The sequence below is a fragment of the Streptomyces griseorubiginosus genome, assembly GCF_036345115.1.
Taxonomy (GTDB): domain Bacteria; phylum Actinomycetota; class Actinomycetes; order Streptomycetales; family Streptomycetaceae; genus Streptomyces; species Streptomyces griseorubiginosus_C.
On sequence record NZ_CP107766.1, the window covers coordinates 7,373,660 to 7,395,533 of the forward strand.

Annotated in this window: 18 protein-coding genes; 17 read left to right on the forward strand and 1 reads right to left on the reverse strand. The window is 69.4% G+C overall.

All coding sequences use genetic code 11. The annotated features are described in order from the left end of the window. The first annotated feature begins 105 nt into the window (after positions 1–105). The 17 genes from OHN19_RS33295 (at position 106) to OHN19_RS33375 (ending at position 19,478) form a co-directional block, all read left to right on the forward strand. Complete coding sequence (locus tag OHN19_RS33295) at positions 106–1,041, forward strand: sugar ABC transporter permease (RefSeq protein WP_330267750.1); 936 nt, start codon at positions 106–108, stop codon at positions 1,039–1,041. Continuing rightward, positions 1,038–1,934 (forward strand): carbohydrate ABC transporter permease, encoded by an 897-nt coding sequence (locus OHN19_RS33300; RefSeq protein WP_330267751.1) that lies wholly within the window; start codon positions 1,038–1,040, stop codon positions 1,932–1,934. The genes OHN19_RS33295 and OHN19_RS33300 overlap by 4 nt, the downstream gene beginning before the upstream one ends. Continuing rightward, positions 1,931–2,125, forward strand: a complete 195-nt coding sequence (locus tag OHN19_RS33305; protein WP_330267752.1) for a hypothetical protein — start codon at positions 1,931–1,933, stop codon at positions 2,123–2,125. Before OHN19_RS33300 ends, OHN19_RS33305 begins: the two co-directional genes overlap by 4 nt. Continuing rightward, positions 2,122–3,405 carry a pectate lyase gene (locus OHN19_RS33310; RefSeq protein WP_330267753.1) on the forward strand — a complete coding sequence of 428 codons (1,284 nt, stop codon included), beginning with the start codon at positions 2,122–2,124 and terminating at the stop codon, positions 3,403–3,405. The genes OHN19_RS33305 and OHN19_RS33310 overlap by 4 nt, the downstream gene beginning before the upstream one ends. Next, the gene (locus OHN19_RS33315; protein ID WP_330267754.1) at positions 3,402–4,592 is read left to right on the forward strand and encodes a Gfo/Idh/MocA family oxidoreductase; all 1,191 of its coding nucleotides are present in this window, start codon (positions 3,402–3,404) and stop codon (positions 4,590–4,592) included. Before OHN19_RS33310 ends, OHN19_RS33315 begins: the two co-directional genes overlap by 4 nt. Beyond that, complete coding sequence (locus tag OHN19_RS33320) at positions 4,589–5,434, forward strand: PmoA family protein (RefSeq protein ID WP_330267755.1); 846 nt, start codon at positions 4,589–4,591, stop codon at positions 5,432–5,434. The genes OHN19_RS33315 and OHN19_RS33320 overlap by 4 nt, the downstream gene beginning before the upstream one ends. Continuing rightward, positions 5,431–6,936, forward strand: a complete 1,506-nt coding sequence (locus OHN19_RS33325) for a glycoside hydrolase 43 family protein (protein ID WP_330267756.1) — start codon at positions 5,431–5,433, stop codon at positions 6,934–6,936. The genes OHN19_RS33320 and OHN19_RS33325 overlap by 4 nt, the downstream gene beginning before the upstream one ends. A 33-nt stretch (positions 6,937–6,969) precedes the next feature. Continuing rightward, positions 6,970–8,976, forward strand: a complete 2,007-nt coding sequence (locus tag OHN19_RS33330; RefSeq protein WP_330267757.1) for a pectinesterase family protein — start codon at positions 6,970–6,972, stop codon at positions 8,974–8,976. A gap of 55 nt (positions 8,977–9,031) precedes the next feature. After that, a complete protein-coding gene (locus tag OHN19_RS33335) occupies positions 9,032–10,375 on the forward strand; it encodes a sugar ABC transporter substrate-binding protein (RefSeq protein WP_330267758.1) in 1,344 nt (447 codons plus the stop codon). Between the two features lie 88 nt (positions 10,376–10,463). Continuing rightward, on the forward strand, positions 10,464–11,264 hold the full coding sequence (locus OHN19_RS33340; RefSeq protein ID WP_330267759.1) for a rhamnogalacturonan acetylesterase: 801 nt from the start codon (positions 10,464–10,466) through the stop codon (positions 11,262–11,264). Positions 11,265–11,309: 45 nt separating this feature from the next. Beyond that, a complete protein-coding gene (locus OHN19_RS33345; RefSeq protein ID WP_330267760.1) occupies positions 11,310–12,641 on the forward strand; it encodes a pectate lyase in 1,332 nt (443 codons plus the stop codon). Positions 12,642–12,833: 192 nt separating this feature from the next. Continuing rightward, entirely contained in the window at positions 12,834–13,991 is a 1,158-nt protein-coding gene (locus OHN19_RS33350; protein ID WP_330267761.1) for a pectinesterase family protein, read from the forward strand. After that, positions 13,991–15,016 (forward strand): pectinesterase family protein, encoded by a 1,026-nt coding sequence (locus OHN19_RS33355; protein ID WP_330267762.1) that lies wholly within the window; start codon positions 13,991–13,993, stop codon positions 15,014–15,016. Before OHN19_RS33350 ends, OHN19_RS33355 begins: the two co-directional genes overlap by 1 nt. Next, entirely contained in the window at positions 15,009–16,292 is a 1,284-nt protein-coding gene (locus tag OHN19_RS33360) for a pectate lyase (RefSeq protein WP_330267763.1), read from the forward strand. Before OHN19_RS33355 ends, OHN19_RS33360 begins: the two co-directional genes overlap by 8 nt. Continuing rightward, positions 16,279–17,436 carry a dienelactone hydrolase family protein gene (locus OHN19_RS33365; protein WP_330267764.1) on the forward strand — a complete coding sequence of 386 codons (1,158 nt, stop codon included), beginning with the start codon at positions 16,279–16,281 and terminating at the stop codon, positions 17,434–17,436. The genes OHN19_RS33360 and OHN19_RS33365 overlap by 14 nt, the downstream gene beginning before the upstream one ends. 54 nt (positions 17,437–17,490) lie before the next feature. Then, the gene (locus OHN19_RS33370) at positions 17,491–18,603 is read left to right on the forward strand and encodes a right-handed parallel beta-helix repeat-containing protein (protein WP_330267765.1); all 1,113 of its coding nucleotides are present in this window, start codon (positions 17,491–17,493) and stop codon (positions 18,601–18,603) included. 77 nt (positions 18,604–18,680) lie between these two features. Next, positions 18,681–19,478: an HAD family acid phosphatase gene (locus OHN19_RS33375; protein ID WP_330267766.1), complete on the forward strand. Its 798-nt coding sequence runs from the start codon at positions 18,681–18,683 to the stop codon at positions 19,476–19,478. Here OHN19_RS33375 and OHN19_RS33380 read toward each other — a convergent pair. After that, positions 19,475–21,673, reverse strand: coding sequence for a family 43 glycosylhydrolase (locus OHN19_RS33380; protein ID WP_330267767.1), 2,199 nt, complete (start codon positions 21,671–21,673; stop codon positions 19,475–19,477). The two genes, OHN19_RS33375 and OHN19_RS33380, sit on opposite strands and share 4 nt — an antisense overlap. Positions 21,674–21,874 lie beyond the last annotated feature (201 nt).

Here is a 21,874-nt window from a genome sequence, read left to right on the forward strand (position 1 = left end):
ACGCACCCGCACCCGCCACGCAAACAGCAAGTGGCACCCCACGCACAGCGAGAAAGCGCTTACCGCACCACGAAAGCAAGCCGTACCGAGAACGGAGACCCTGTCATGGCCCAAGCCGCAGCCGTGGCGAAACCGCCCGCGCCACCCCGGCGACGCCGTGCCTCCGCCACGCCGCGCAGGCTGCCGTACCTGCTGATCGCGCCGGCCGCCCTGCTGATGCTGGGCTTCATCGCCTACCCGGTCATCAGCGTCTTCTACTACAGCCTCCAGAACTACAACCCCACCAAGCCGTGGCGGAACGGGTACGCGGGCTTCGACAACTTCGTCCACATCTTCACCGAGGACCCGCAGTTCTGGGACACGCTGATCTTCAGCGCCAAGTGGGTCGTCGTCGAGGTCGGGCTCCAGCTGCTGTTCGGTCTGGCGCTCGCGCTGATCGTCAACCAGACCTTCGTGGGCCGGGGGTTGGGGCGCGCGCTCGTCTTCTCCCCGTGGGCCGTGTCCGGCGTACTGACCTCCGCGATCTGGGTGCTGCTCTACAACTCCCAGACCGGCATCACCCGTTACCTCGCCGACATGGGCATCGGCTCGTACGGCACCAGCTGGCTGTCGGACACCTCCACCGTGTTCTCGGCGGCGGTGGTCGCCGACCTGTGGCGCGGGGTGCCCTTCTTCGCGATCCTCATCCTCGCCGACCTCCAGTCCGTCTCGAAGGACCTGTACGAGGCCGCCGAGGTCGACGGGGCCAGCAAGATCAAGCAGTTCTGGCACATCACGCTGCCGCACCTCAAGGACGCGATCATCCTGTCCACGCTGCTGCGCGCGGTGTGGGAGTTCAACAACGTCGACCTGCTCTACACGCTGACCGGCGGCGGGCCCGCGGGCGAGACCACGACCCTGCCCCTCTACATCGCCAACACCAGCGTCGACGCCCACAACTTCGGCTACGCGTCCGCCCTGACCACGGTCGCGTTCGTGATCCTGCTCTTCTGCTCGATGGTCTATCTGCGGCTGAGCAAGTTCGGAGGCGGTTCCAAGTGATCACCAAGGAGGCCACGAAGGTCGCGCCCGCGCCCGTGCCGGAGACCCCCGAGGCGACCCGTCCGGTCAAGCACCGCCGCGCCTGGGACGAGGCACCCCGCTGGCAGATCTACACACCGCTGTCGATCTACCTCGTCTTCACCCTGATCCCGTTCTACTGGATCCTGCTGTTCGCGCTGCGCCCGGCCGGCTCCACCTCGCTGGTGCCCTGGCCGATCACCTTCGACCACTTCGAGAAGGTGTGGACCCAGCGGTCCTTCGGCACGTACTTCGAGAACAGTGTGTACGTCGGTCTCGCGACCCTGGTGATGACGACGCTGGTCGCCCTGGCCGGGGGCTATGCCCTCGCCCGGTTCGACTTCAAGATCAAGAACGCGTTCATGCTGGCCCTGCTGTGCTCGCAGTTCGTGCCGGGCGCGCTGCTCCTGGTGCCGCTGTTCGAGATCTTCGCCGAGCTGAAGATGATCAACTCGCTGGGCAGTGTCATCATCGCCGAGACGGTGTTCCAACTGCCGCTGTCGATGATCCTGATCAGCAACTTCATCAAGAACGTGCCGTACTCCCTGGAGGAGGCGGCCTGGGTCGACGGCTGCAACCGGATGACGGCGTTCAGGATCGTCGTACTCCCGCTGCTGCGCCCGGGGTTGATCGCGGTGGGCTCCTTCGCCTTCGTGCACTCCTGGAACCACTTCCTGTTCGCCCTGATGTTCCTCAACAACCAGGACAAGCAGACGATCCCGGTCGGCCTCAACACCCTGATGAGCGCGGACAGCGTCGACCTCGGCGCGCTGGCGGCCGGTGGCATCATCGCGGCGGTTCCCGTGGTGATCGTGTTCGCCTTCATCCAGAAGTGGCTGATCACGGGCTTCAGTGCGGGGGCGGTGAAGGGATGAGACTCCGTCGGATCGCGGTGGGGGGCGTGGTGCTGGGCCTGGTGGGCGTCGTCGTCCGCGCCGAGGGCCGGGCCGTGGGCCGCGCCCTGCTGGGGCGGGGCGAGGGCGCTCGGAAACGGTCGGTCTCCGCGCTCGGCGCGAGCGTCGGGCAGCAATGGCCCTCCGAATCCGGCGCGGGGGTGTACGTATGAGACTCCGTCACGTCGTCCTCGCCGCAGGCATGCTGGGTCTGTTCTGTCTGCCCGCTCATGCCGACGGTCGGGACATCAGCCGGGACACCCTGCCTGCGAACGACGGTTGGGCCGCCGAGGGGGCGGGGACCACGGGAGGCGCGGCAGCGGACGCGGCGCATGTGTACACCGTCACCGACCGCGCCGGGCTGGTCCGCGCTCTCGACGGCGGCAGTGCCACCCCCAAGATCATCAGGATCGCCGGGACCGTCGACGCCAACACCGACGACGACGGTGATCACCTGGACTGCGAGGACTACGCCACCGGCGGGTACTCGATCAAGAGGTACCTCGCCGCCTACGACCCGCGCACCTGGGGCTCCGCCAAGCCCAGTGGCCCGCAGGAGGAGGCCCGGCAGGCCTCGGCCAGGAAGCAGGCCGAGCGGGTCGAGCTGGTCGTCGGGTCCAACACCACGATCGTCGGGCTCAAGGGCGCCGTACTGAAGGGCGCGAGCCTCCAGGTCAGGAACGCGACCAACGTCATCATCCGCAACCTCGACTCCCGTGACGCCTACGACTGCTTCCCCGTCTGGCAGCCCAACACCGGCGGCCTCGGCGACTGGAAGACGGCGTACGACAACATCTGGCTGACCGGCTCCACCCATGTCTGGGTCGACCACGTCACCCTCAGCGACAAGGGCCACCCGGACGCGGACGAGCCCACCTACTTCGCCCGCAACTACCTCCGCCACGACGGACTGCTCGACATCACCAGCGGCTCCGACCTGGTCACCGTCTCCTGGAGCCGCTTCGCCGGCCACGACAAGGCGATGCTCATCGGCAACAGCGACTCCGCCACCGGCGACCGCGGCAGACTCCGGGTCACCCTGCACCACAACGAGTTCGAGTCCGTCGTACAGCGCGCCCCCCGCGTCCGCTTCGGACAGGTGCACGTCTACAACAACCGGTACCTCGCGGAAGGCGACGACTACCGCTACTCCCTCGGCGTCTCCACCGAGTCCGCGATCTTCGCCGAGAACAACGCCTTCCACACCCCCGGCCACATCGAGGCCGCCGACCTGGTCAAGAGCTGGAACGGCAGCGCCCTGCACCAGACCGGCACCCTCTTCAACGGCTATCCGGTGGACCTGCTCGCCATCCACAACGCCTACAACTCCGGCAGCGAGCGTGATCTCACGGCGGACGTCGGCTGGACGCCTACCCTGCACACAAAGATCGACAGCGCCGCAGCGGCCGACCGACAGGTGGCGCGCGGCGCGGGCGCAGGGAGGATGCCATGAACACGGACGGCACCATGAACACCGAAGACACCACGGGCACCGTCGACATCGTCCTCGCGGGCGCGCGCGGCCACGGCCGCTGGCACCTGGAGAACATCCGCCGGCTGCAGGACAAGGGGATCGTACGACTGGCGGGGATCTGCGAGCTGACCCCGCTGACCGGCGAGGAGATCCCCGACGGGCTGGGCACGCCCGAGCAGTCCGCCGACTTCGGCGCGCTCCTCGACTCCACCGGCGCCCGGATCGCCGTGATCTGCACCCCGATCCCGACCCACACCGACCTGGCGCTCGAAGCGGCGCGCCGCAAGGTGCACATCCTGCTGGAGAAGCCGCCCGCCCCCTCGTACGCCGAGTTCCGCCGCATGGCCGACGGGGTCGCCGCGGCCGGGGTCGCCTGCCAGATCGGCTTCCAGTCGCTCGGCTCGCACGCCGTGCCCGCGATCCGCGAGCTCGTCGAGGAGGGCGCGATCGGCGAGGTCACCGGCATCGGAGGGGCCGGTGCCTGGGCCCGCGCCGAGTCGTACTACCGGCGTGCGCCCTGGGCGGGCAAGCGACGGATGAACGGCGTCGACGTGATCGACGGCGTGCTGACCAACCCCCTCGCGCACGCCGTCGCCACCGCGCTCGCCCTGGGCGGCACCACCCGCGCCGAGGACGTCACCCGCATCGAGACCGAGCTCCAGCGCGCCAACGACATCGAGTCCGACGACACCTCCTGCGTCCGCGTCACCACCGCGAACGGCCTCAAGGTCACCGTCGCCGCGACCCTGTGCGCCGAGGACCCCGACGAGCCGTACGTCGTCGTGCACGGCGACAGCGGCCGGATCACCTACTGGTACAAGCAGGACCGCGTGCTGCTCCAGCGGGCCGGACACGGCCCCGAGGAGTACGAGTACGGCCGCACCGACCTGCTGGAGAACCTGGTCGACCACGTCACCGACGGCGACGAGCTGCTGGTCGTCCCGGAGGCGACGGGCGCCTTCATGAAGGTCGTCGAGGCGATCCGGCTGGCCCCCGACCCCGCCCCGCTGCCGGCCTCCGCCTGGCACCTGCTGCCCGACGAGGGGCGCCGGGTCGTCCCCGGCATCGACGGGCTCGTGGCGGCCGCCGCCGACAGCCTCGCCCTGTACTCCGAGCTGGGCGCCGACTGGGCCCGGCCACACGAAGCGAACGAGGTGAGCACATGACGACCCCCGATTCCCCGGTCCTGCGTGTCGCGGGCCGCCCCGTCGGCCGTTACGTCACCCGGCCCGAGCTGCCCGACCGGCTCTCCCCGCGCCCCTATCTGCACCCCGTCACCACCCTGGCCGGCACGGCTGTCACCGAACTCAGCCCCGCCGACCACATCCACCACCTCGGCGTCGGTGTCGCCGTTCCCGACGTCGAGGGGCACAACTTCTGGGGCGGCCGCACCTACGTCCGCGACCAGGGCCCCACCGAGCTCGACAACCACGGCGCCCAGCGCCACAGCTCCTTCCAGCTGCGCGACCCGGACGGCTTCGTGGAGGAGCTGCGCTGGGTCGCCTCCGGAGCCGAGCTGCTGCGCGAGCGCCGTACCGTCGCGGCCACCGAACTGACCCCGACCGCCTGGGCGTTGGACTTCACCTTCTCCCTCACCAACGTCACCCCGGACCCCCTGTCGATCGGCAGCCCGGCCACCAACGGCCGCCCCGGCGCGGCCTACGGCGGCTTCTTCTGGCGGGCCCGCAAGGAGGCCACGGCACCCGAGGTGTTCACCGTCGACCGCGAGGGCGAGGACGCCGTCCACGGCACCCGCGCCGACTGGGTCGCCCTCACCGGCGGCACCTGGACGCTCGTCTTCGCCGGAGCCACCGAACAGACCCGACGCGACCCCTGGTTCGTGCGCGCCGGTGAATACCCGGGCGTGGGCTCGTCGTTGGCGTCCGAGGCACGACTGCCGGTCCCGCCCGGCGAGACCGTCGTACGGCGGATCGTCACCGTCGTGGCCGACGGACGCCTGCCCAGGCTCGAGGCGGCGGCCCTGGTGCGGAAGGCGGTCAGCCAGTGACAGCCACCTACACGAACCCCGTCCTGAACGCCGACTGGTCCGACCCCGACGTGGTGCGCGTCGGCGACGACTTCTACCTCACCGCCTCCAGCTTCGGCCGCGTCCCCGGCCTGCCGCTGCTGCACTCCCGCGACCTCGTCAACTGGACCCTGATCGGCCATGCCCTCGAACGCCTGGAACCCGCGGGGGAGTTCACCAGGCCGAGGCACGACTGCGGGGTCTGGGCGCCTTCGCTGCGCCACCACGACGAACGGTTCTGGATCTTCTGGGGCGACCCCGACCAGGGCATCTTCCAGATCAACGCCCCCGGGATCAGGGGCCCTTGGACCCGCCCGCACCTAGTGAAGTCCGGCAAGGGCCTGATCGACCCCTGCCCCCTGTGGGACGAGGAGACCGGCGAGGCCTACCTCGTGCACGCCTGGGCCAAGTCCCGCTCCGGCGTCAAGAACCGCCTCACCGGCCACCGGATGAGCCCCGACGGCCGTGAACTCCTCGACGAGGGCAAGCTGATCGTCGACGGCGACCGGATCCCCGGCTGGTTCACCCTCGAAGGCCCCAAGCTCTACCAGCACGACGGCTGGTTCTGGATCCTCGCCCCCGCCGGGGGAGTGGAGACCGGCTGGCAGGGCGCCTTCCGCTCGCGCGGGTTCTTCGGCCCGTACGAGGAGAAGGTCGTCCTGGAACAGTGGGACACCGACGTCAACGGCCCCCACCAGGGCGGCTGGGTGCGCACCCCGTCCGGCCAGGACTGGTTCCTGCACTTCCAGCAGAAGGGCGCCTACGGCAGGGTCGTGCACCTCCAGCCGATGAGCTGGGGCGAGGACGGCTGGCCGGTGCTCGGCGACGCGGGCGCCCCCGTCGCCGTACACGAGAAGCCCGATCTGCCGCCGCAGCCGGACGCGGCGCCCGCCACCGACGACGACTTCCCCGGCGGACGCTTCGGCCGTCAGTGGCAGTGGACCGCCAACCCGCAGCACGGCTGGGCCACCCACCACTCGGGGGACGGCCTGCGGCTCACCTGTGTCCGCTCGGCCGACGCGCACGACCTGCGCACCCTGCCGAACGTCCTCACCCAGCGGCTGCCCGGCACCCCGTCGGCGGTCGAGGTGGACCTGCACCTGCACAGCGAGGAGCCGGGCGCACGCGCCGGACTCACCGTCCTCGGGGACGCCTTCAGCTGGATCGGGCTCCAGCGCGGGGCCGACGGGGCGGTCCACCTCGTGCACCGGTTCGCCGAGGGAGTCGCCGAGCGGGAGCGGGACGCCGACCATCCGCGATCCGCGCCCACCGGAAAGGCGCGGCTGCGGATCGAGATCGGCGCCGGGGCCCGCTGCCGGTTCTTCTACGACCTCGGCGAGGGCCCGCGCCCGTCCGGACCCGTCTTCACCGCCACCCCCTGGCGCTGGGTCGGCGCACTGCTCGGACTGTTCGCCCTCGCGCCCGTCGGATCAGGACACGCCGGGGCGGCAACCTTCTCGCACTTCAGGATCGACCACCTGTAACGCACCGAACCCGTAAGCCTGTTGGGAGCCGCAATGACGCAGCACCTTCATAGCAAGCGCTTGCAGAGACCAGGGCGCGGCCGAGCCGCGGCCGCCGTGCTCGGCCTCGTGGCCGCGTTGGGCCTCGGGGCGGTCGGAGAGGCACGCGCTTCTGTGGCACCGGCCTCCGGGGCGCAGCCCTTGACGGCTCCGGCCTCCGCGGACCGTCTCGGTGACCGGCCGCACGGCTTCGCCTCCCTCGCCGGCGGCACCACCGGAGGGGCCGGCGGCAAGGTCGTCACCGTCACCGACCAGGCCTCGCTGGCCGCCTACGCGGCCGCCGAGGAGCCGTACGTCATCCGGGTCTCGGGGTCGATCGCCGTCGAACCGTTCGGCTCGGACATCGTGGTCGGCTCGAACAAGACGATCATCGGGGTCGGTGACACCGGCGAGATCGTCCACGGCGAGCTGCACCTCAACCCCGGCACGCACAACGTGATCATCCGCAACCTGACGATCCGCGACTCCTACGTCGAGGGCGACTGGGACGGCAAGACCACCGACTTCGACGCGATCCAGATGGACACCGTCGACCACGTGTGGATCGACCACAACCGCTTCACGCACATGGGTGACGGGCTGCTCGACATCCGCAAGGACAGCCGGTACATCACCGTCTCCTACAACCAGTTCACCGACCACAACAAGGCGTTCGGGATCGGCTGGACCACCAACGTCCAGACCGAGATGACCATCGACCACAACTGGTTCCGCGGCACCAAGCAGCGCAACCCCTCGGCGGACAACCTCGCCTACGCGCACCTCTACAACAACTACCTGTCCTCGCAGGTAGCCGACGGCGACCCGGTGTGGACGTACGGGAACTGGGCGCGCGGCCGGACGAAGATGGTCATCGAGAACAGCTACTACGACGGCGTCCAGCATCCCTACCAGGCCGATGCCACCGCCGAGTTGGTGCAGCGCGGGTCCGTCCTGAAGAACACCAGCGGGCGAACGGACGCGTGGGGCGAGGCATTTGATCCCCGCTCCTTCTACCGCTACCGGCTCGACCCGGCCGCCGCCGTGCCCGCCCTGGTGTCCCGTTTCTCCGGCCCGCAGCAGCGGATCGGGGTGACCCTGCACGTCCCCGGCGACTACCCGACCGTACAGGCCGCCGTGGACGCGGTGCCCGACGGGAACGCCGTGCCGGTGACGATCGCCGTCGCGCCGGGCACCTACCGGGCCAAGGTGTACATCCCGGCAACGAAGCCGAACATCGTGCTCCAGGGGACTGGACAGGACCGGTCCGACACCGTCATCGTCTACGACACCCCCGCCGAGTACGGCGGTTCGACGGGCAGCGCGACGGTCCGGATCGCCGCGAACGACGTCACCGCCCGGCACCTCACCTTCAGCAACGACTTCGACGAGGCCGCCGTCGAGCTGAAGGGCGAGCAGGCCCTCGCGATGAAGACGACCGGTGACCGGATCGTCTTCGAGGACACCGCCTTCCTGGGCAACCAGGACACCCTGATGACCGACAGCCCCAAGCTGGACGTGATCAGCCGGGTCTACGTCCGCGACTCGTACATCGAAGGCGACGTCGACTTCGTGTACGGCCGGGCGACCACGGTGATCGAGCGCTCCGTGATCCGGGCGCTGAGCCGTGGCTCGGACTCCAACAACGGCTACATCACGGCCGCTTCGACCTGGACGGGCAACCCGTACGGGTTCCTGATCACCCGGTCGAGGATCGTGAGCGACGCGCCGGCCGGCACCTTCCATCTGGGACGGCCGTGGCACCCCGGTGGTGAACCCGCCGCCGTGGCACAGGTGTTGATCCGGGACACCGAGCTGCCGGCCGCCGTGAAGTCCGCCCCGTGGACCGACATGAGCGGGTTCTCGTGGAAGGACGCGCGGTTCGCCGAGTACCGCAACTCCGGTCCCGGCGCGGCCCCGAGCGCCGACCGGCCGCAGCTCGCCGCCGCCGACGCACGGACGTACACCGTCGCGAACTACCTCAAGGGCACGGACGGCTGGGCGCCGCAGGCCCGTCACTGACTCCCCCCACAACTTCACATCTCCGCTGGAATCAGAAGAAGAAGAGAGCCGACCAATGAAGATCAGCATCCGCAGAAGCAGGCGCGCTGCCATAGCCGTCGCCCTCGGGTCCGTCCTGGCGCTGACCGCCACCGCCTGCGGTGACGACGGCAGCGGGGCCGGCGGCGACAAGGGCGACGAGGGCAGCGGCAAGGGCAAGATCGTCTTCTGGGACAACAACGGCGGTGTGCGCACCGACATCTGGAAGGAGATCATCGCCGACTTCCAGAAGGCCAACCCCGACATCAAGGTCGAGTACGTCGGCATCGCCTCCACCGAGTACCAGTCCAAGGTCGACACCGCCATCCAGGGCGGCGGCCTGCCGGACGTCGGCGGTGTCGGCGCGGCCATGCTCGCCGGGTTCTCCGCGCAGAACGCGCTGGAGCCGCTCGACGACCGGCTCGCCGGGTCCTCCCTCAACGGCAAGCTCAACGAGGACATGGTCGGCGTACTGAAGGCCGCGGGCGGCGGGGACGGCACCCTGTACTCGATCCCGACCTCCGCCAACAACGGCGTGCTGTACTACCGGACCGACCTGTTCAAGAAGGCCGGCCTGGACGAGCCCACGACCTGGGACAAGTTCTACGAGGCCGCCGACAAGCTCACCGACGCCAAGAAGAACGAGTTCGGTTACACCATCCGCGGTGGCGCCGGATCCATCGCCCAGGCCCTGGACGCCGCGTACGGGCAGAGCGGGATCACCTCGTTCTGGAACGGCGACAAGACCACGCTCAACGACCCGAAGAACGTGGCGGCGCTGGAGAAGTACGCGGCGCTGTACAAGAAGGACACTCCGGCGGCCGACCTCAACAACGACTTCACCAAGATGGTCGCGCAGTGGGACTCCGGCACGATCGGCATGCTGAACCACAACCTGGGCTCCTACCAGGACCATGTGAAGGCGCTCGGGGTCGACAAGTTCCGCGGTATCCCGCAGCCGATCGGCGCGAACGGCAAGCGGGTCCAGGTGTCCAACCCCGTCGACGGGCTCGGGGTGTTCAAGAGCTCGAAGAACAAGGACGCCGCGTGGAAGTTCATCGAGTTCGCGACCTCGCACGCGGAGAACTCGAAGTTCAACAAGGCGGCCGGACAGGTGCCGTCGAACAACGACGCCGCGAAGGACTCGTGGATCTCCGAGGCCGAGCCCACGAAGCTCGCCGCCGCCGCGCTGACCGACGGTTCCACGTCGATCGTCCAGCTGCCGTACTACCTGCCCGACTGGAACACCATCTCCAAGGCGGACAACGAGCCGAACTTCCAGAAGGTGCTGCTCGGGGACATGAGTGCGAAGGACTTCCTGGACACCATGGCCGACCAGCTGAACAAGGCTCAGGCGGAGTGGAAGGAGCAGAACGGCTAGAGCTCGGGTTGCGCTCGTGGGGAGCTGCCGGCCGTTTGTGGCTGGTCGCGCAGTTCCCCGCGCCCCTAGGTAGGAAAGGTCACGTACGTTGTCACTGACTCGTAGACAAGTCACCGTGGCGGCGCTCGGTGCCGTGCCCGTCGCTTTCGCGGCGACCGGTACCGCTCAGGCCGCTCCCCGCAGAACACGCACGCTCTACATCGCGGGCGACTCCACCGCCGCGCAGAAGTACTCCGACGCCGCTCCCGAGACCGGGTGGGGCATGGCGCTTCCCTTCTTCCTCTGCCAGGACCTGGCCGTGGCCAACCACGCGGTGAACGGGCGGAGTTCCAAGTCCTTCGTCGACGAGGGACGGCTGGATGCGATCCTCGGGCTGATCAAGCCCGGTGACCTCCTGCTCATCCAGTTCGGGCACAACGACGAGAAGTCCGAGGACCCGACCCGGTACACCGAGCCGTGGTCGACGTACCAGGACTACCTGCGGCTGTACATCGAGGGCGCTCGGGCCCGGGGCGCGCGGCCGGTGCTGGCCACCTCGGTCGAGCGGCGGAAGTTCGACGCGAGCGGCAACGCCGTGCCGACCCACAAGGAGTACCCGGCCGCCGTACGGGCGCTCGCCGCCGAGGAAGGCGTCGCGCTGCTCGACATCCAGGCCCTGTCGATCGCGCTGTGGCAGCAGCTCGGGGTCGAGGAGACCAAGCGGTACTTCAACTGGACCGCGACCGAGCAGGACAACACGCACTTCAACCCGCCCGGTGCCATCGCGGTGGCCCGCCTGGTCGCCGGGGAGCTGCTGCACCGGCGGGTGCTGGCGCCCCGGGACGTGCGCCGGCTCGATACCGAGATCCCGGAGTCCTGGATCACCTGGCCGTCACCGGCCACCGTCTGACCCCTCCTTCTTCGCACCTCTTCGCAGTCGAAAGAGAGCCGCACCATGAACGCACAGACATGGCATGGGCATGTCATCACCAAGGTCATGACGAAGGCCGTGGCGGTAGCGGGCTGCACCGCTCTGGTCCTCGCGGTCACCGGGACCACCGCCCAGGCCAAGGGCCACGACACGGCCCGCGAGACCCTCGCCGCCGGTGACGGCTGGGCCTCCTACGGCACCGGCACCACCGGAGGCGCGGCCGCCGACGCCGCCCACGTCTACACCGTCACCGACTGGGCCGGCTTCAAGGCCGCCCTCGCCGCCGGCGGCAGCGCACCGAAGATCATCAAGGTGAAGGGGACCATCGACGCCGTGTCGGAAGGGTGCGACTCGCTCGCCGCTCCCGGCTACGACTTCGACGCCTACCTGGCGAAGTACTCGCCGGAGGCCTGGGGCCTGGACACCGACCTGAGCGCAGAGCCCGACGACAGCCCCGAGGGTCTGCGCCGCGCCTCGGCCGCCAACCAGGACCAGACGATCAAGGCGAACGTCCCGGCCAACACGACGATCATCGGGGTCGGCCGCGATGCCGGGTTCAAGGGGGCCAGCCTCCAGATCAAGGCCGTCGACAACGTCATCGTCCGCAACCTCACCTTCGAGAGCCCCATCGACTGCTTCCCGCAGTGGGACCCGACGGACGGCTCCACCGGCAACTGGAACTCCGAGTACGACACCGCCGTCGTCTACGGCTCCACCCATGTCTGGCTGGACCACAACACCTTCACCGACGGCAGCCACCCCGACAGTGCCGCGCCCACCTACTTCGGCATGCTCTACCAGCAGCACGACGGTGAGCTGGACATCGTCCGGGGCGCGAACTACGTCACCGCCTCCTGGAACGTCTTCGCCGACCACGACAAGACGATCCTGATCGGCAACAGCGACAGCGAGTCCACGGCGGTGGGGGACCGGGGCAAGCTCAAGGTCACCTTCCACCACAACCTGTTCTCGGACCTCGTCGAGCGCGCACCCCGCGTGCGCTTCGGACAGGTCGACTCCTACAACAACCACTTCGTGGCGAACAGCGACTACGCCTACAGCTTCGGCATCGGCAAGGAGTCCCAACTCGTCGCCGAGCACAACGCGTTCACGCTGCCGACGGGGATCAGCGCGGCCAAGGTGCTCAAGCGGTGGAACGTCTCGCCGCTCACCGCCGCCGACAACTACGTCAACGGCAAGCTCACCGACCTGATCGCCGTCCACAACGCGGAGATCCCCGCCGAGACCCTGGAGTCCGGCGCGGGCTGGACCCCGACCCTGCGCACGAAGGTCGACCCCACGAAGAAGGTCCCGACCATCGTCGACCGCGGCGCGGGCGCGGGGCGCGTGTGCTGACGCCGGGTCCCTTCGACCGGACGGGTCTGCCGGGGCCGGCCCCTCGTACCTGAGGGGTCGGTTGGCAACGGCCCCATCGAGACCGGCCGGGGCGGAATCCAGCGGCCGCCCCGGCCACCTCCCTCAACCTCCATCTCCACTCCCCACGCGAGGCACCCCACCCCCAGAGCCGCGTTCCCAAGGAGCACCCGCATGTCCTCGCACCACGCCCAACTCCCCCTGTCCAGAAGAGGTTTCCTGCTCGCGGGCACCGGAGCGGCAGCCGCTCTCGCGCTGACGCCCACCCCCGCCCAGGCCGCCGGCGCCGAAGCATCCGCCTCCGCAGCCCGCGGCCGGCGCCCCTTCGGCCGGTTCGGGTCGCCGTCCGCCCGGCTCACCCCGCAGACCCTCTACGTCGACCCGCAGGGCCGGGGCGACCACACCACCGTCAAGGCCGCCGTCACCGCCGCCACCGGCAGCGGCTGGACCCTGGTCCTCGCCCCCGGCACCTACCGGGAGACCGTCGCCGTCGACGCCACCCGCACCGAGGCCACCTGGATCGGCGCCTCCGAGGACCCCCGGGACGTCGTGATCGTCTACGACAACGCGGCCGGCACCCCCAAGCCCGGCGGCGGCACCTACGGCACCACCGGGTCGGCCACCACGACCGTGCAGGCCGACGGCTTCACCGCCCGCTGGATCACCTTCGCCAACGACTGGCTGCGCGCCGACCACCCCGACATCACCGGCACCCAGGCCGTCGCGATCAAGGTGCAGGGCGACCGCTCCGCCTTCCACCACTGCCGCTTCCTCGGCCACCAGGACACCCTCTACGCCGACTCGATCGCCCTCACCTCCTTCGCCCGCCAGTACTTCGCGCACTGCTACGCCGAGGGAGACGTCGACTTCGTCTTCGGCCGGGCCACGGCCGTCTACGAGCACTGCCACTTCCGCACCCTGAACCGCACCGACCTGGCGGCGCCGCCGTACGGCTTCGTGTTCGCGCCCTCGACGGCGGGGGCCAACCCGCGCGGCTACCTCGTCACCAGGAGCCGTGTCAGCAGCGAAGCCCCGGACGCCGCCTACAAGTTGGCGCGGCCGTGGGTGCCCAGCTCCGACCCCACCGCCAGGCCGAGCCTCACCGTCCGCGACACCTGGCTGGGCCCCGGCATCGACGCGGTCGCGCCCTACACCAACATGTCGGACGCCTTCCCCTGGCAGAACCAGCGGTTCGCCGAGTACCGCAACGAAGGTCCGGGTGCCCGGATCACCGTCCCGGAGAACCGGCCCCAACTGACGCGCGAGCAGGCGGAGTCGGCGACCCGCGAGGCCTACCTCGGCGACTGGAAGCCGTGGAAGGAGACCTGCTGATGCGCCGACGCACCCTTCTCGCGGCCGGTCTCGGACTCACGGTGGCGGGAGCAACCCCGGCCTACGCCGCCGGAGGCCGCCGCGTCCTCCACGTCCGCCCCGGCGACTCCGTCCAGGCCGCCGTCGACGCGGTGACCGGCCCCGGCTGGACGATCGTCGTGCACCCGGGGACGTATCGCGAGGTCGTCGACATCCCGGCGTCGGCGGCGGAGTTGACCCTGCGCGGTGCCGTCCGCGACCCGCGCGCCGCCGTCATCGTGTACGACAACGCCAACGGCACCCAGAAACCCGACGGTTCGGGCACCTACGGCACCGCGGGCTCCGCCACCTTCACCTCCGCGGCCCCCGGCCTCACCGTCCGCGACCTCACCCTCGCCAACGACTGGCTGCGCGCCGACCATCCCGAGATCACCGGCACCCAGGCGGTCGCGGCCTACACCTACGGCGACCGCACCCACTTCGAGAACGTCCGCCTCCTGGCCCACCAGGACACCCTCTTCGTCGAGACGACCGCGCTGACCTCCTTCGACCGGCAGTACTTCCGCCGCTGCCACATCGAGGGCGACGTCGACTTCGTCTTCGGGCGGGCCACCGCCGTCTTCGAGGAGTGCCACTTCCACACCCTCCAGCGGGACGTCGGCTTCACCCCCAAGGGCATGGTCTTCGCACCCTCCACCGCCCGCGCCAACCCGTACGGCATCCTCGCGGTCCGCTCCCGGATCACCTCCGGCGCGGAGGACGGGGCGTACAAGCTGGCCCGGCCCTGGGTGCCGTCGTACGAGACGACCGCCTGGCCGTCCCTGGTGGTGCGGGACAGCCGGATCGGGCCGGGGATCGACCCGGTGACCCCGTACACCAACATGCGCGAGCAGTACCCCTGGCAGTCCATGCGCTTTCGGGAGTACGGCAACTCCGGTCCCGGCGCGGTCGTCACCGTCCCGGAGAACCGGCCCCAACTCACCGCCGAGGAAGCCGCTCTGCACACGAAGCGCACCTACCTCGGCGACTGGTGCCCGCGTGCGTAGGGCGGCCGCCGGCCCCGTGCGCGGGGCGGCCGCCGCCCTCCTCGCCGGCGCGTGTCTGCTCGGGGCCGCGCCCCAGGCTTCCGCAGGCGGGCGCGGTCCCGTCGGCTGGGGCTCCCTGGGCACCGGCACCACCGGCGGAGCGGGCGGCACCACCTGGACCGTGCACAGCCGCGCCGAACTCAAGACGGCCCTCGACAACGCGGGCGACCCCACCGCGCCCAAGGTCATCCGGGTCGTCGGAGAGGTCAACGGCCATGAGGCGGAGGACGGTTCGCTGCTCGGCGAGCAGGACTACGCCCCCGGCTACGACCTCGCCCAGTACATATCCTGCTTCGGCGAGGACGGCACGACCTGGTCCGACACCCGTCACGACTACTGCAAGCAGCAGCGGCAGCTCCGCCAGACCGGCTCCAACAAGGAGAAGGCCCAGATCCAGCTGACGGTGCCGAGCAACACGACCCTGGTCGGCGTCGGCGGCGACGCCCGGCTGCTGGGCGTCTTCCTCACGGTGAACACCGGCACGAACATCATCGTGCGCAACCTCGAACTCGAAGCGCCCGTCGACCACTTCACCACCTGGTCGCCCGGTGACGGGACACAGGGCAGCTGGAACGCCCGTTTCGACGCGATGACCGTCATCACCGGCAGGAACATCTGGGTCGACCACTGCACCTTCACCGACGGCCGCTTCCCGGACCGCGAGGCGCCCGCCGGCTTCCACGGCGAGCGCGTCGGGCGGCACGACGGACTGCTGGACATCGAGGACGGCTCCGACTACATCACGGTCTCCGACAGCCGGTTCACCGACCACGACAAGGCGCTCCTCGTCGGGTCGGGAGACGGCCGCGGAGACCGCGACCGCGGACACCTCAGGGTGACCTTCCTGCGGAACCTCTTCACCGACATCGTGCAGCGCGGCCCCCGCGTCCGCTTCGGACAGGTCCACGTCGTCAACAACGTGTACGTGTCCCGGCGCCGGACCCCGCTCTACGCCCTGGGTGCCGGTGTGGAGTCCGCCCTCTTCTCCGAGCGCAACGTCTTCCGGTACGACGCGACCCTCGCCCGCTACGGAGGCGAGCGCTTCCACGACAGCGGCTCCTGGATCAACGGCCGTCCGGCCCGCCTGAACACGGTGGCCGCCGGTCTCGGACTGACCGACGACGTGGGCTGGGACCCGGCCGACATCTACGACTACCGGCCGCTCACCACGGCCAGGGCGGTCGAGCACCACGTCCTCACGCACGCCGGCACCGGGAGGCAGTATGGGCGGCCATGACACCTTCGGGCGCCGGGCGTTCGTGGTGGGCGCCGGGGCGGCCGTGCTGGCCGGGGGAGCGGTGAGTCCCGCCGCGGCGGGGGTGGTCGAGGGCCCGCTGCCCGACTTCCACCCGGCGCTCAAGGCCGAGCTGGACTTCCCCCTGGCGTGGGGGACTTCACCGGTGCGGGACTTCCGGACCTGGCGCCGGAAAGCCAGGGCCGTGGTCGAGGAGCACCTTCTCGTCCCGAGCCAGGACGGGACGCCGTACGCACCGGAGTACACCGGCACCGTTCAAAGCGACGGCTATACACGGGAGTTGGTGACTCTCTCCCTCACCCGACACGAACGCGTCCGCGCCGCCCTGCTCACCCCGCACGGCCGCGGACCGTTCCCCGCCGTGCTGCTGCTCCACGACCACGGGGCGAAGTTCGACATCGGCAAGGAGAAGCTGGTCCGGCCGTGGTACGACGACACCCGGCTCGGCTCCGCGCAGGGCTGGGCGGACAAGTACTTCAGCGGACGGTTCGTCGGCGACGAGCTGGCCCGGCGCGGCTATGTCGTGCTGTGCGCGGACGCGCTCGGCTGGGGCGACCGGGGGCCGGTCACCTACGACCAACAGCAGGCACTGGCAAGCAACTTCTTCAATCTCGGCTCCTCGCTCGCCGGGCTCATGGCTCGTGAGGACGCCCGTGCCGCCGGGTTCCTGGCCGGACTGAAGAAGGTGGACGCCGGCAGGATCGCCGCCGTCGGGTTCTCCATGGGCGCCTACCGGGCCTGGCAGACGGCCGCCCTCACCGACCACATCGCGGCCACCGCGTCCGTCTGCTGGATGACCGGCCTCAAGGAAATGATGGTGCCCGGCAACAACACCCTGCGCGGGCAGTCCAGTTACTACATGCTCCACCCGGGACTGCCCCGGTTCCTCGACTTCCCCGACGTGGCGAGCATCGCCGCACCCAGGCCGATGCTCTTCTTCAACGGCGCCCTCGACGCGCTGTTCCCCGCCGACGGCGTCCGCGTGGCGTACGACAAGCTGCGCGCCGTCTGGCACTCCCGCCACGCCGAGGAGCGGTTGCACCTGAAGACCTGGCCCGACCTGGGCCACGTCTTCGTCGACCGCATGCAGGACGAGGTCTACAGCTGGCTCGACCAGGTGCTGTGAACCGTCCGTCCTGTGCACCGTCCCCCCACCCGCACACGAAGGGACCCGCTCCCCATGTCTCGTCGTACCGCTCTCGTCGCCACCGCCGCCCTCGCCCTCGGCTCGGGCCTCGCCGTCCTCCCCACCCAGGCGCAGGCCGCGACCGTGGTCGTCAGCAACTCCACCGACCTGTCCAACGCCATCAAGAACGCCACCGCCGGCACCGTGATCCAGGTCCGCGGCGGCACCTACTACCCGACGGCCACCCTCCAGTCCACGGCCAACGGCAGCTCCTCCGCGCCGGTCACGCTCACCGCGTACGGCTCGGAGACCGTCAAGATCGACGGCTCGAACCTGCCCGACGGCGACTGGATCTTCAAGCTGACCGCCGACTACTGGAACGTCTCCAACATCACCTTCCAGAACTCCCCGGACAGCGCGGTCGTCTGCCAGTCCTGCACCGGCACGGTCTGGAACAACATCAAGACCATCAACGGCGGTGACTCCGGCTTCACGCTCACCGGCGACGGGACCGTGAACAACACCGTCAAGAACATCGACAGTTACGGCAACTACGACGCCGCAGGCCACGGCGAGAACGCCGACGGCATCGCCGTGAAGTTCGGCTCCGGCACCGGCAACCTCATCACCGGGGCCCGCCTCTACAACAACTCGGACGACGGGATCGACTTCTGGTCCTTCTCCTCGCCCGTCACCGTCGAGCACACCTGGTCCATGGGCAACGGCGTCAACCGCTGGTCCGACTCCGCCTTCGCGGGCGACGGCAACGGCTACAAGCTGGGCGGTGACGGCGAGGTCGTCGCGCACGTCATCAACAACTCGGCCGCCTGGGGCAACGCGGGCAACGGCTTCACCGAGAACTCCAACACCGGTGCCCTCGTCATCAACCGCACCACCGCCTACGCCAACAGCAAGTGGGGCTACTACTTCGCCACCAGCTCCGCCAAGCTCGGCAAGAACCTCGCGGTGAGCAACGGCGGCGGCTCGGTCAACAAGGGCTCCAAGGTCACCTCGTCCGGCAACAACTGGGACAGCGGGATCAGCACCCCCGCCTTCAGGTCGACGGACGCCTCCACGACGTACAACGCCCGCTCCTCCAGCGGCACCCTGCCCGCGACCACCTTCCTGACCACGGGCAGCACCACCATCGGCGCGACCATGGACTAGCAGCTCCAGGGCGCTTGACCCGTTTTTTACCGGGCGGGTCTCGCGCCCGACATGGTGACGCGCGTAGAACGTCTGTCATGCATAAGCCATTGCGTATCGCAGCCGTCACCGCGGCGTGTGCCGTCGCCGCCGGCGCCCTCTACGGCGCCGGCGCGGCCACCGCCGGCCAGTCCACGGCGAACTCCACGCACGAGCCCTACAACATCGGGCTCCTGGTCAAGGACATCGACACCTACTACGGCACCGCCGCCGACGCGAACGGTGTCTACCAGGCGTCGCCCACCAGCCCCTACGCCAAGGACCTGGCGTCCATCGACAAGGCGGCCCGGAAGTACATCGACCAGGCCGCCCGCAAGGCGCACCACCGGGGTGAGAAGCCCGCCGTCGTCTTCGACATCGACGACACGCTGCTGCTCAGCCTCGACTACGAGAAGCGCTACAACTACACGTACAACTCCGCCACTTGGGCGGCCTACGTCAACAAGGCCGACCGTCCGGCGGTCTTCGGCAGCCCCGAACTCGTGCAGTACGCCGAGAAGAAGGGTGTGGAGGTCTTCTACAACTCCGGTCTGAGCGAGGCCCAGCGCTCCGCCGCGGTCGAGAACCTGAAGAAGATCGGCGCCGACGTGAACCTCGACGCCGACCACATGTTCCTCAAGAACACGGCCAACCCGCCGTCGTACCTGAGCGGTTGCGCGACCGCGGGCACCTGGACCTGCACCACCGTGCAGTACAAGTCCGGTACCCGGCAGCACATCGAGAAGGACCTCGGGTACGAGATCATCGCCAACTTCGGCGACCAGTACTCCGACCTCGACGGCGGCTACGCCGACAGGACGTACAAGCTGCCCAACCCGACGTACTTCGTCAGCTAGTTCTTCACCGGCCGGATTCCTTCGAGGGTCGGCACCACCGGCTCGATCGAGCCGTCCGCCGCGAACTCCATGCGGTCGACGGTCGTTTCACGGTGCATGCCGTCCCCGCCCGGCCTCCCCGGCCCGTTCAGGGCGAACCGGTGGTAGACGAAGTACCAGTCGTCGGTGCCGGGGACGTTCACCACGGAGTGGTGGCCGGTGGCGAGGATGCCGTACTCGGGACGCTTGGACAGGATCGTCCCCTTCTTGGTCCACGGGCCGAGCGGGGACGGTCCCGTCGCATAGGCGACGTGGTAGTCCTCGCTGCGGGTGTCGTCCTCGGACCACATGAAGTAGTACGTGCCGTTCCGCTTGATCACGAAGGACCCCTCGCGGAAGTTGTCCGGGGTGATGTCCTGGATCTTCGCCGGGTCGTACGAGGTCATGTCGTCGTCGAGCGGCACCACGTACCCGTGCCCGTTGCCCCAGTAGAGGTACGACGTCCCGTCGTCGTCCGTGAAGACGGCCGGGTCGATCATCTGGCCCGGCAGCGCACCGCCCTTCGCCACCAGCGGCTTGCCCAGGGCGTCCTTGAAGGGTCCGGCGGGGGAGTCCGCCACCGCCACACCGATCTGCTGCTCGGCGCAGAAGTAGAAGTAGTACTTCCCGTCCCGCTCGGCGATCGCCGGCGCCCAGGCGTACTTGTCGGCCCACGACACGTCCGCGCCCAGGTCGAGGATGACCCCGTGGTCCTTCCAGTGGACCAGGTCCTTCGACGAGTACGCCTTGAACTTCGTGCCGCCCCAGCCCTGGAAGCCGTCGGTCGTCGGGTAGATCCAGTACTCGCCGTTGAGATAGTGAACGTCCGGGTCGGCGTTCAGGCCGGGCAGGACCGGACTGCCGGTCGGCACGGCCTCGACGGTCCATCTGCGGGTGGTCCCGTCGGCCGCCGTCACCGTGTACGTCCGCGGTGTGCCGAAGTCCCGCCGGGTACCGGACGCGGGGCTCACCCGCGCCCCCTCGCCGACCGCCAACTCCGGTGCCAGCCGGGCGAGATCGGTGCCCGGCCGCATCGGCAGCACCACCTTCGACGCGGCCTCCGTGACGATCGCGTAGCCCTTCTGGCCCTGCGCGGTCGCGTCCACGACGGAAGCGGCCGTCGACGGGTACGCGGCCAGCAGCCGGTCGTACTCCTTCTGCGTCACCGGAATCACCGTGCCGTGCCGGGGACTCGCGGGCAGCTGGTAGTTCGTGGACGGGGTCCACCTGCCCGAGTCGAGGTCGGTGGTCTCGAAGGGGACGTAGCCGCGGCCGCCGTACTCGTCGATGAACAGGTACCACTTCTTCTCGGTGTTGGACCTGAACACCGTCGGTCCCTCACCGCGGTCCATCGCTCCGCTGCCGATGCAGTCCGCCACCAGCCGGTACTTGGTCGCGGTCAGGCTCTTCGACTTCTCGCCGGTGATGAACTTCGCGCAGGGCGAGCTGGAGGTGGGGTCCCGCTCATCCTTGGTGTAGCGGTAGTAGGAGTCCTTGTACTTCACGACCGTCGAGTCGATCACCGAGTAGCCGGGGTCGTTCCAGACCTTCGGCGCGCTGAAGGTGCGGAAGTCCTTCGTGGTCGCGTACAGCATCTTGTTGTACGTCGATCCGGTGTGCCCGGGGTCGTCGTCGGCGTACAGCTTCGACGCCCAGAAGACGACGTACGCGTCGAGGCTGTCGTCCCAGTAGGCCTCCGGGGCCCAGGTGTTGCCCGCGTTGTCCGGAGCCACCTTCACCAGCCGCTGGTCGGTCCAGTGGACCAGGTCGGTGGACTCCCAGATCATGACCGACTTGCTGCCGTGCCGCTGGACCTCGTCCCAGCTGCCGCTGCTGTTCTTGTACATGCGCAGGTCGGTGGCGATCAGATAGAACCTGTCGCCTTCGGGGGAGCGGATCACGAAGGGGTCGCGCAGCCCCTTCTCGCCGGTCGTCGACGTCAGGACGGGCCTGCCCCGGTTCAGCTCACGCCAGTGCAGGGGGTCGTTGCCGCGGCTGAGGGCGTAGCGGATCTGCTCGCCGTCGGCAGTGCCCTCGCCGGTGAAGTAGGCGAAGAGATAGCCGGCGTACTGGGGGTGGGTCACGGGTGGAGCTCCTGAGAGGGCGGAACCGGGCGGTGCGGTGAGCAGGGCCAGGAGTAGCGAGAGACAGGCGAAAAGGAGGATACGGGGGCGCATGTCGCTCCAGCGGTGTGGGGGTGTGGGGGTTTCTGTTGGGGGCGGTGCGCGCCTTCGGAGTGTTACGAGCGGAAAACGGCACGTCAATCGATGAGCGTGCGAGGAGAAGCAGCGAAAGTTTCGGTTGCTTTCGTCGAGGTACGGCAACCTCGCCGGTCATGGCGGCGACTCCAGGGCGTCTCCGTCGCCGAGGAAAGGAAC

What these genes read in the sequence shown, in the direction of transcription:
- OHN19_RS33320 (WP_330267755.1), top strand. Translation starts at nt 4,589, where the DNA reads ATGACGACCCCCGATTCCCCGGTCCTGCGTGTCGCGGGCCGCCCCGTC.
- OHN19_RS33315 (WP_330267754.1), top strand. Translation starts at nt 3,402, where the DNA reads ATGAACACGGACGGCACCATGAACACCGAAGACACCACGGGCACCGTC.
- OHN19_RS33310 (WP_330267753.1), top strand. Translation starts at nt 2,122, where the DNA reads ATGAGACTCCGTCACGTCGTCCTCGCCGCAGGCATGCTGGGTCTGTTC.
- OHN19_RS33380 (WP_330267767.1), bottom strand. Translation starts at nt 21,673, where the DNA reads ATGCGCCCCCGTATCCTCCTTTTCGCCTGTCTCTCGCTACTCCTGGCC.
- OHN19_RS33355 (WP_330267762.1), top strand. Translation starts at nt 13,991, where the DNA reads ATGCGCCGACGCACCCTTCTCGCGGCCGGTCTCGGACTCACGGTGGCG.
- OHN19_RS33295 (WP_330267750.1), top strand. Translation starts at nt 106, where the DNA reads ATGGCCCAAGCCGCAGCCGTGGCGAAACCGCCCGCGCCACCCCGGCGA.
- OHN19_RS33375 (WP_330267766.1), top strand. Translation starts at nt 18,681, where the DNA reads ATGCATAAGCCATTGCGTATCGCAGCCGTCACCGCGGCGTGTGCCGTC.
- OHN19_RS33345 (WP_330267760.1), top strand. Translation starts at nt 11,310, where the DNA reads ATGAACGCACAGACATGGCATGGGCATGTCATCACCAAGGTCATGACG.
- OHN19_RS33350 (WP_330267761.1), top strand. Translation starts at nt 12,834, where the DNA reads ATGTCCTCGCACCACGCCCAACTCCCCCTGTCCAGAAGAGGTTTCCTG.
- OHN19_RS33370 (WP_330267765.1), top strand. Translation starts at nt 17,491, where the DNA reads ATGTCTCGTCGTACCGCTCTCGTCGCCACCGCCGCCCTCGCCCTCGGC.
- OHN19_RS33365 (WP_330267764.1), top strand. Translation starts at nt 16,279, where the DNA reads ATGGGCGGCCATGACACCTTCGGGCGCCGGGCGTTCGTGGTGGGCGCC.
- OHN19_RS33330 (WP_330267757.1), top strand. Translation starts at nt 6,970, where the DNA reads ATGACGCAGCACCTTCATAGCAAGCGCTTGCAGAGACCAGGGCGCGGC.
- OHN19_RS33335 (WP_330267758.1), top strand. Translation starts at nt 9,032, where the DNA reads ATGAAGATCAGCATCCGCAGAAGCAGGCGCGCTGCCATAGCCGTCGCC.
- OHN19_RS33305 (WP_330267752.1), top strand. Translation starts at nt 1,931, where the DNA reads ATGAGACTCCGTCGGATCGCGGTGGGGGGCGTGGTGCTGGGCCTGGTG.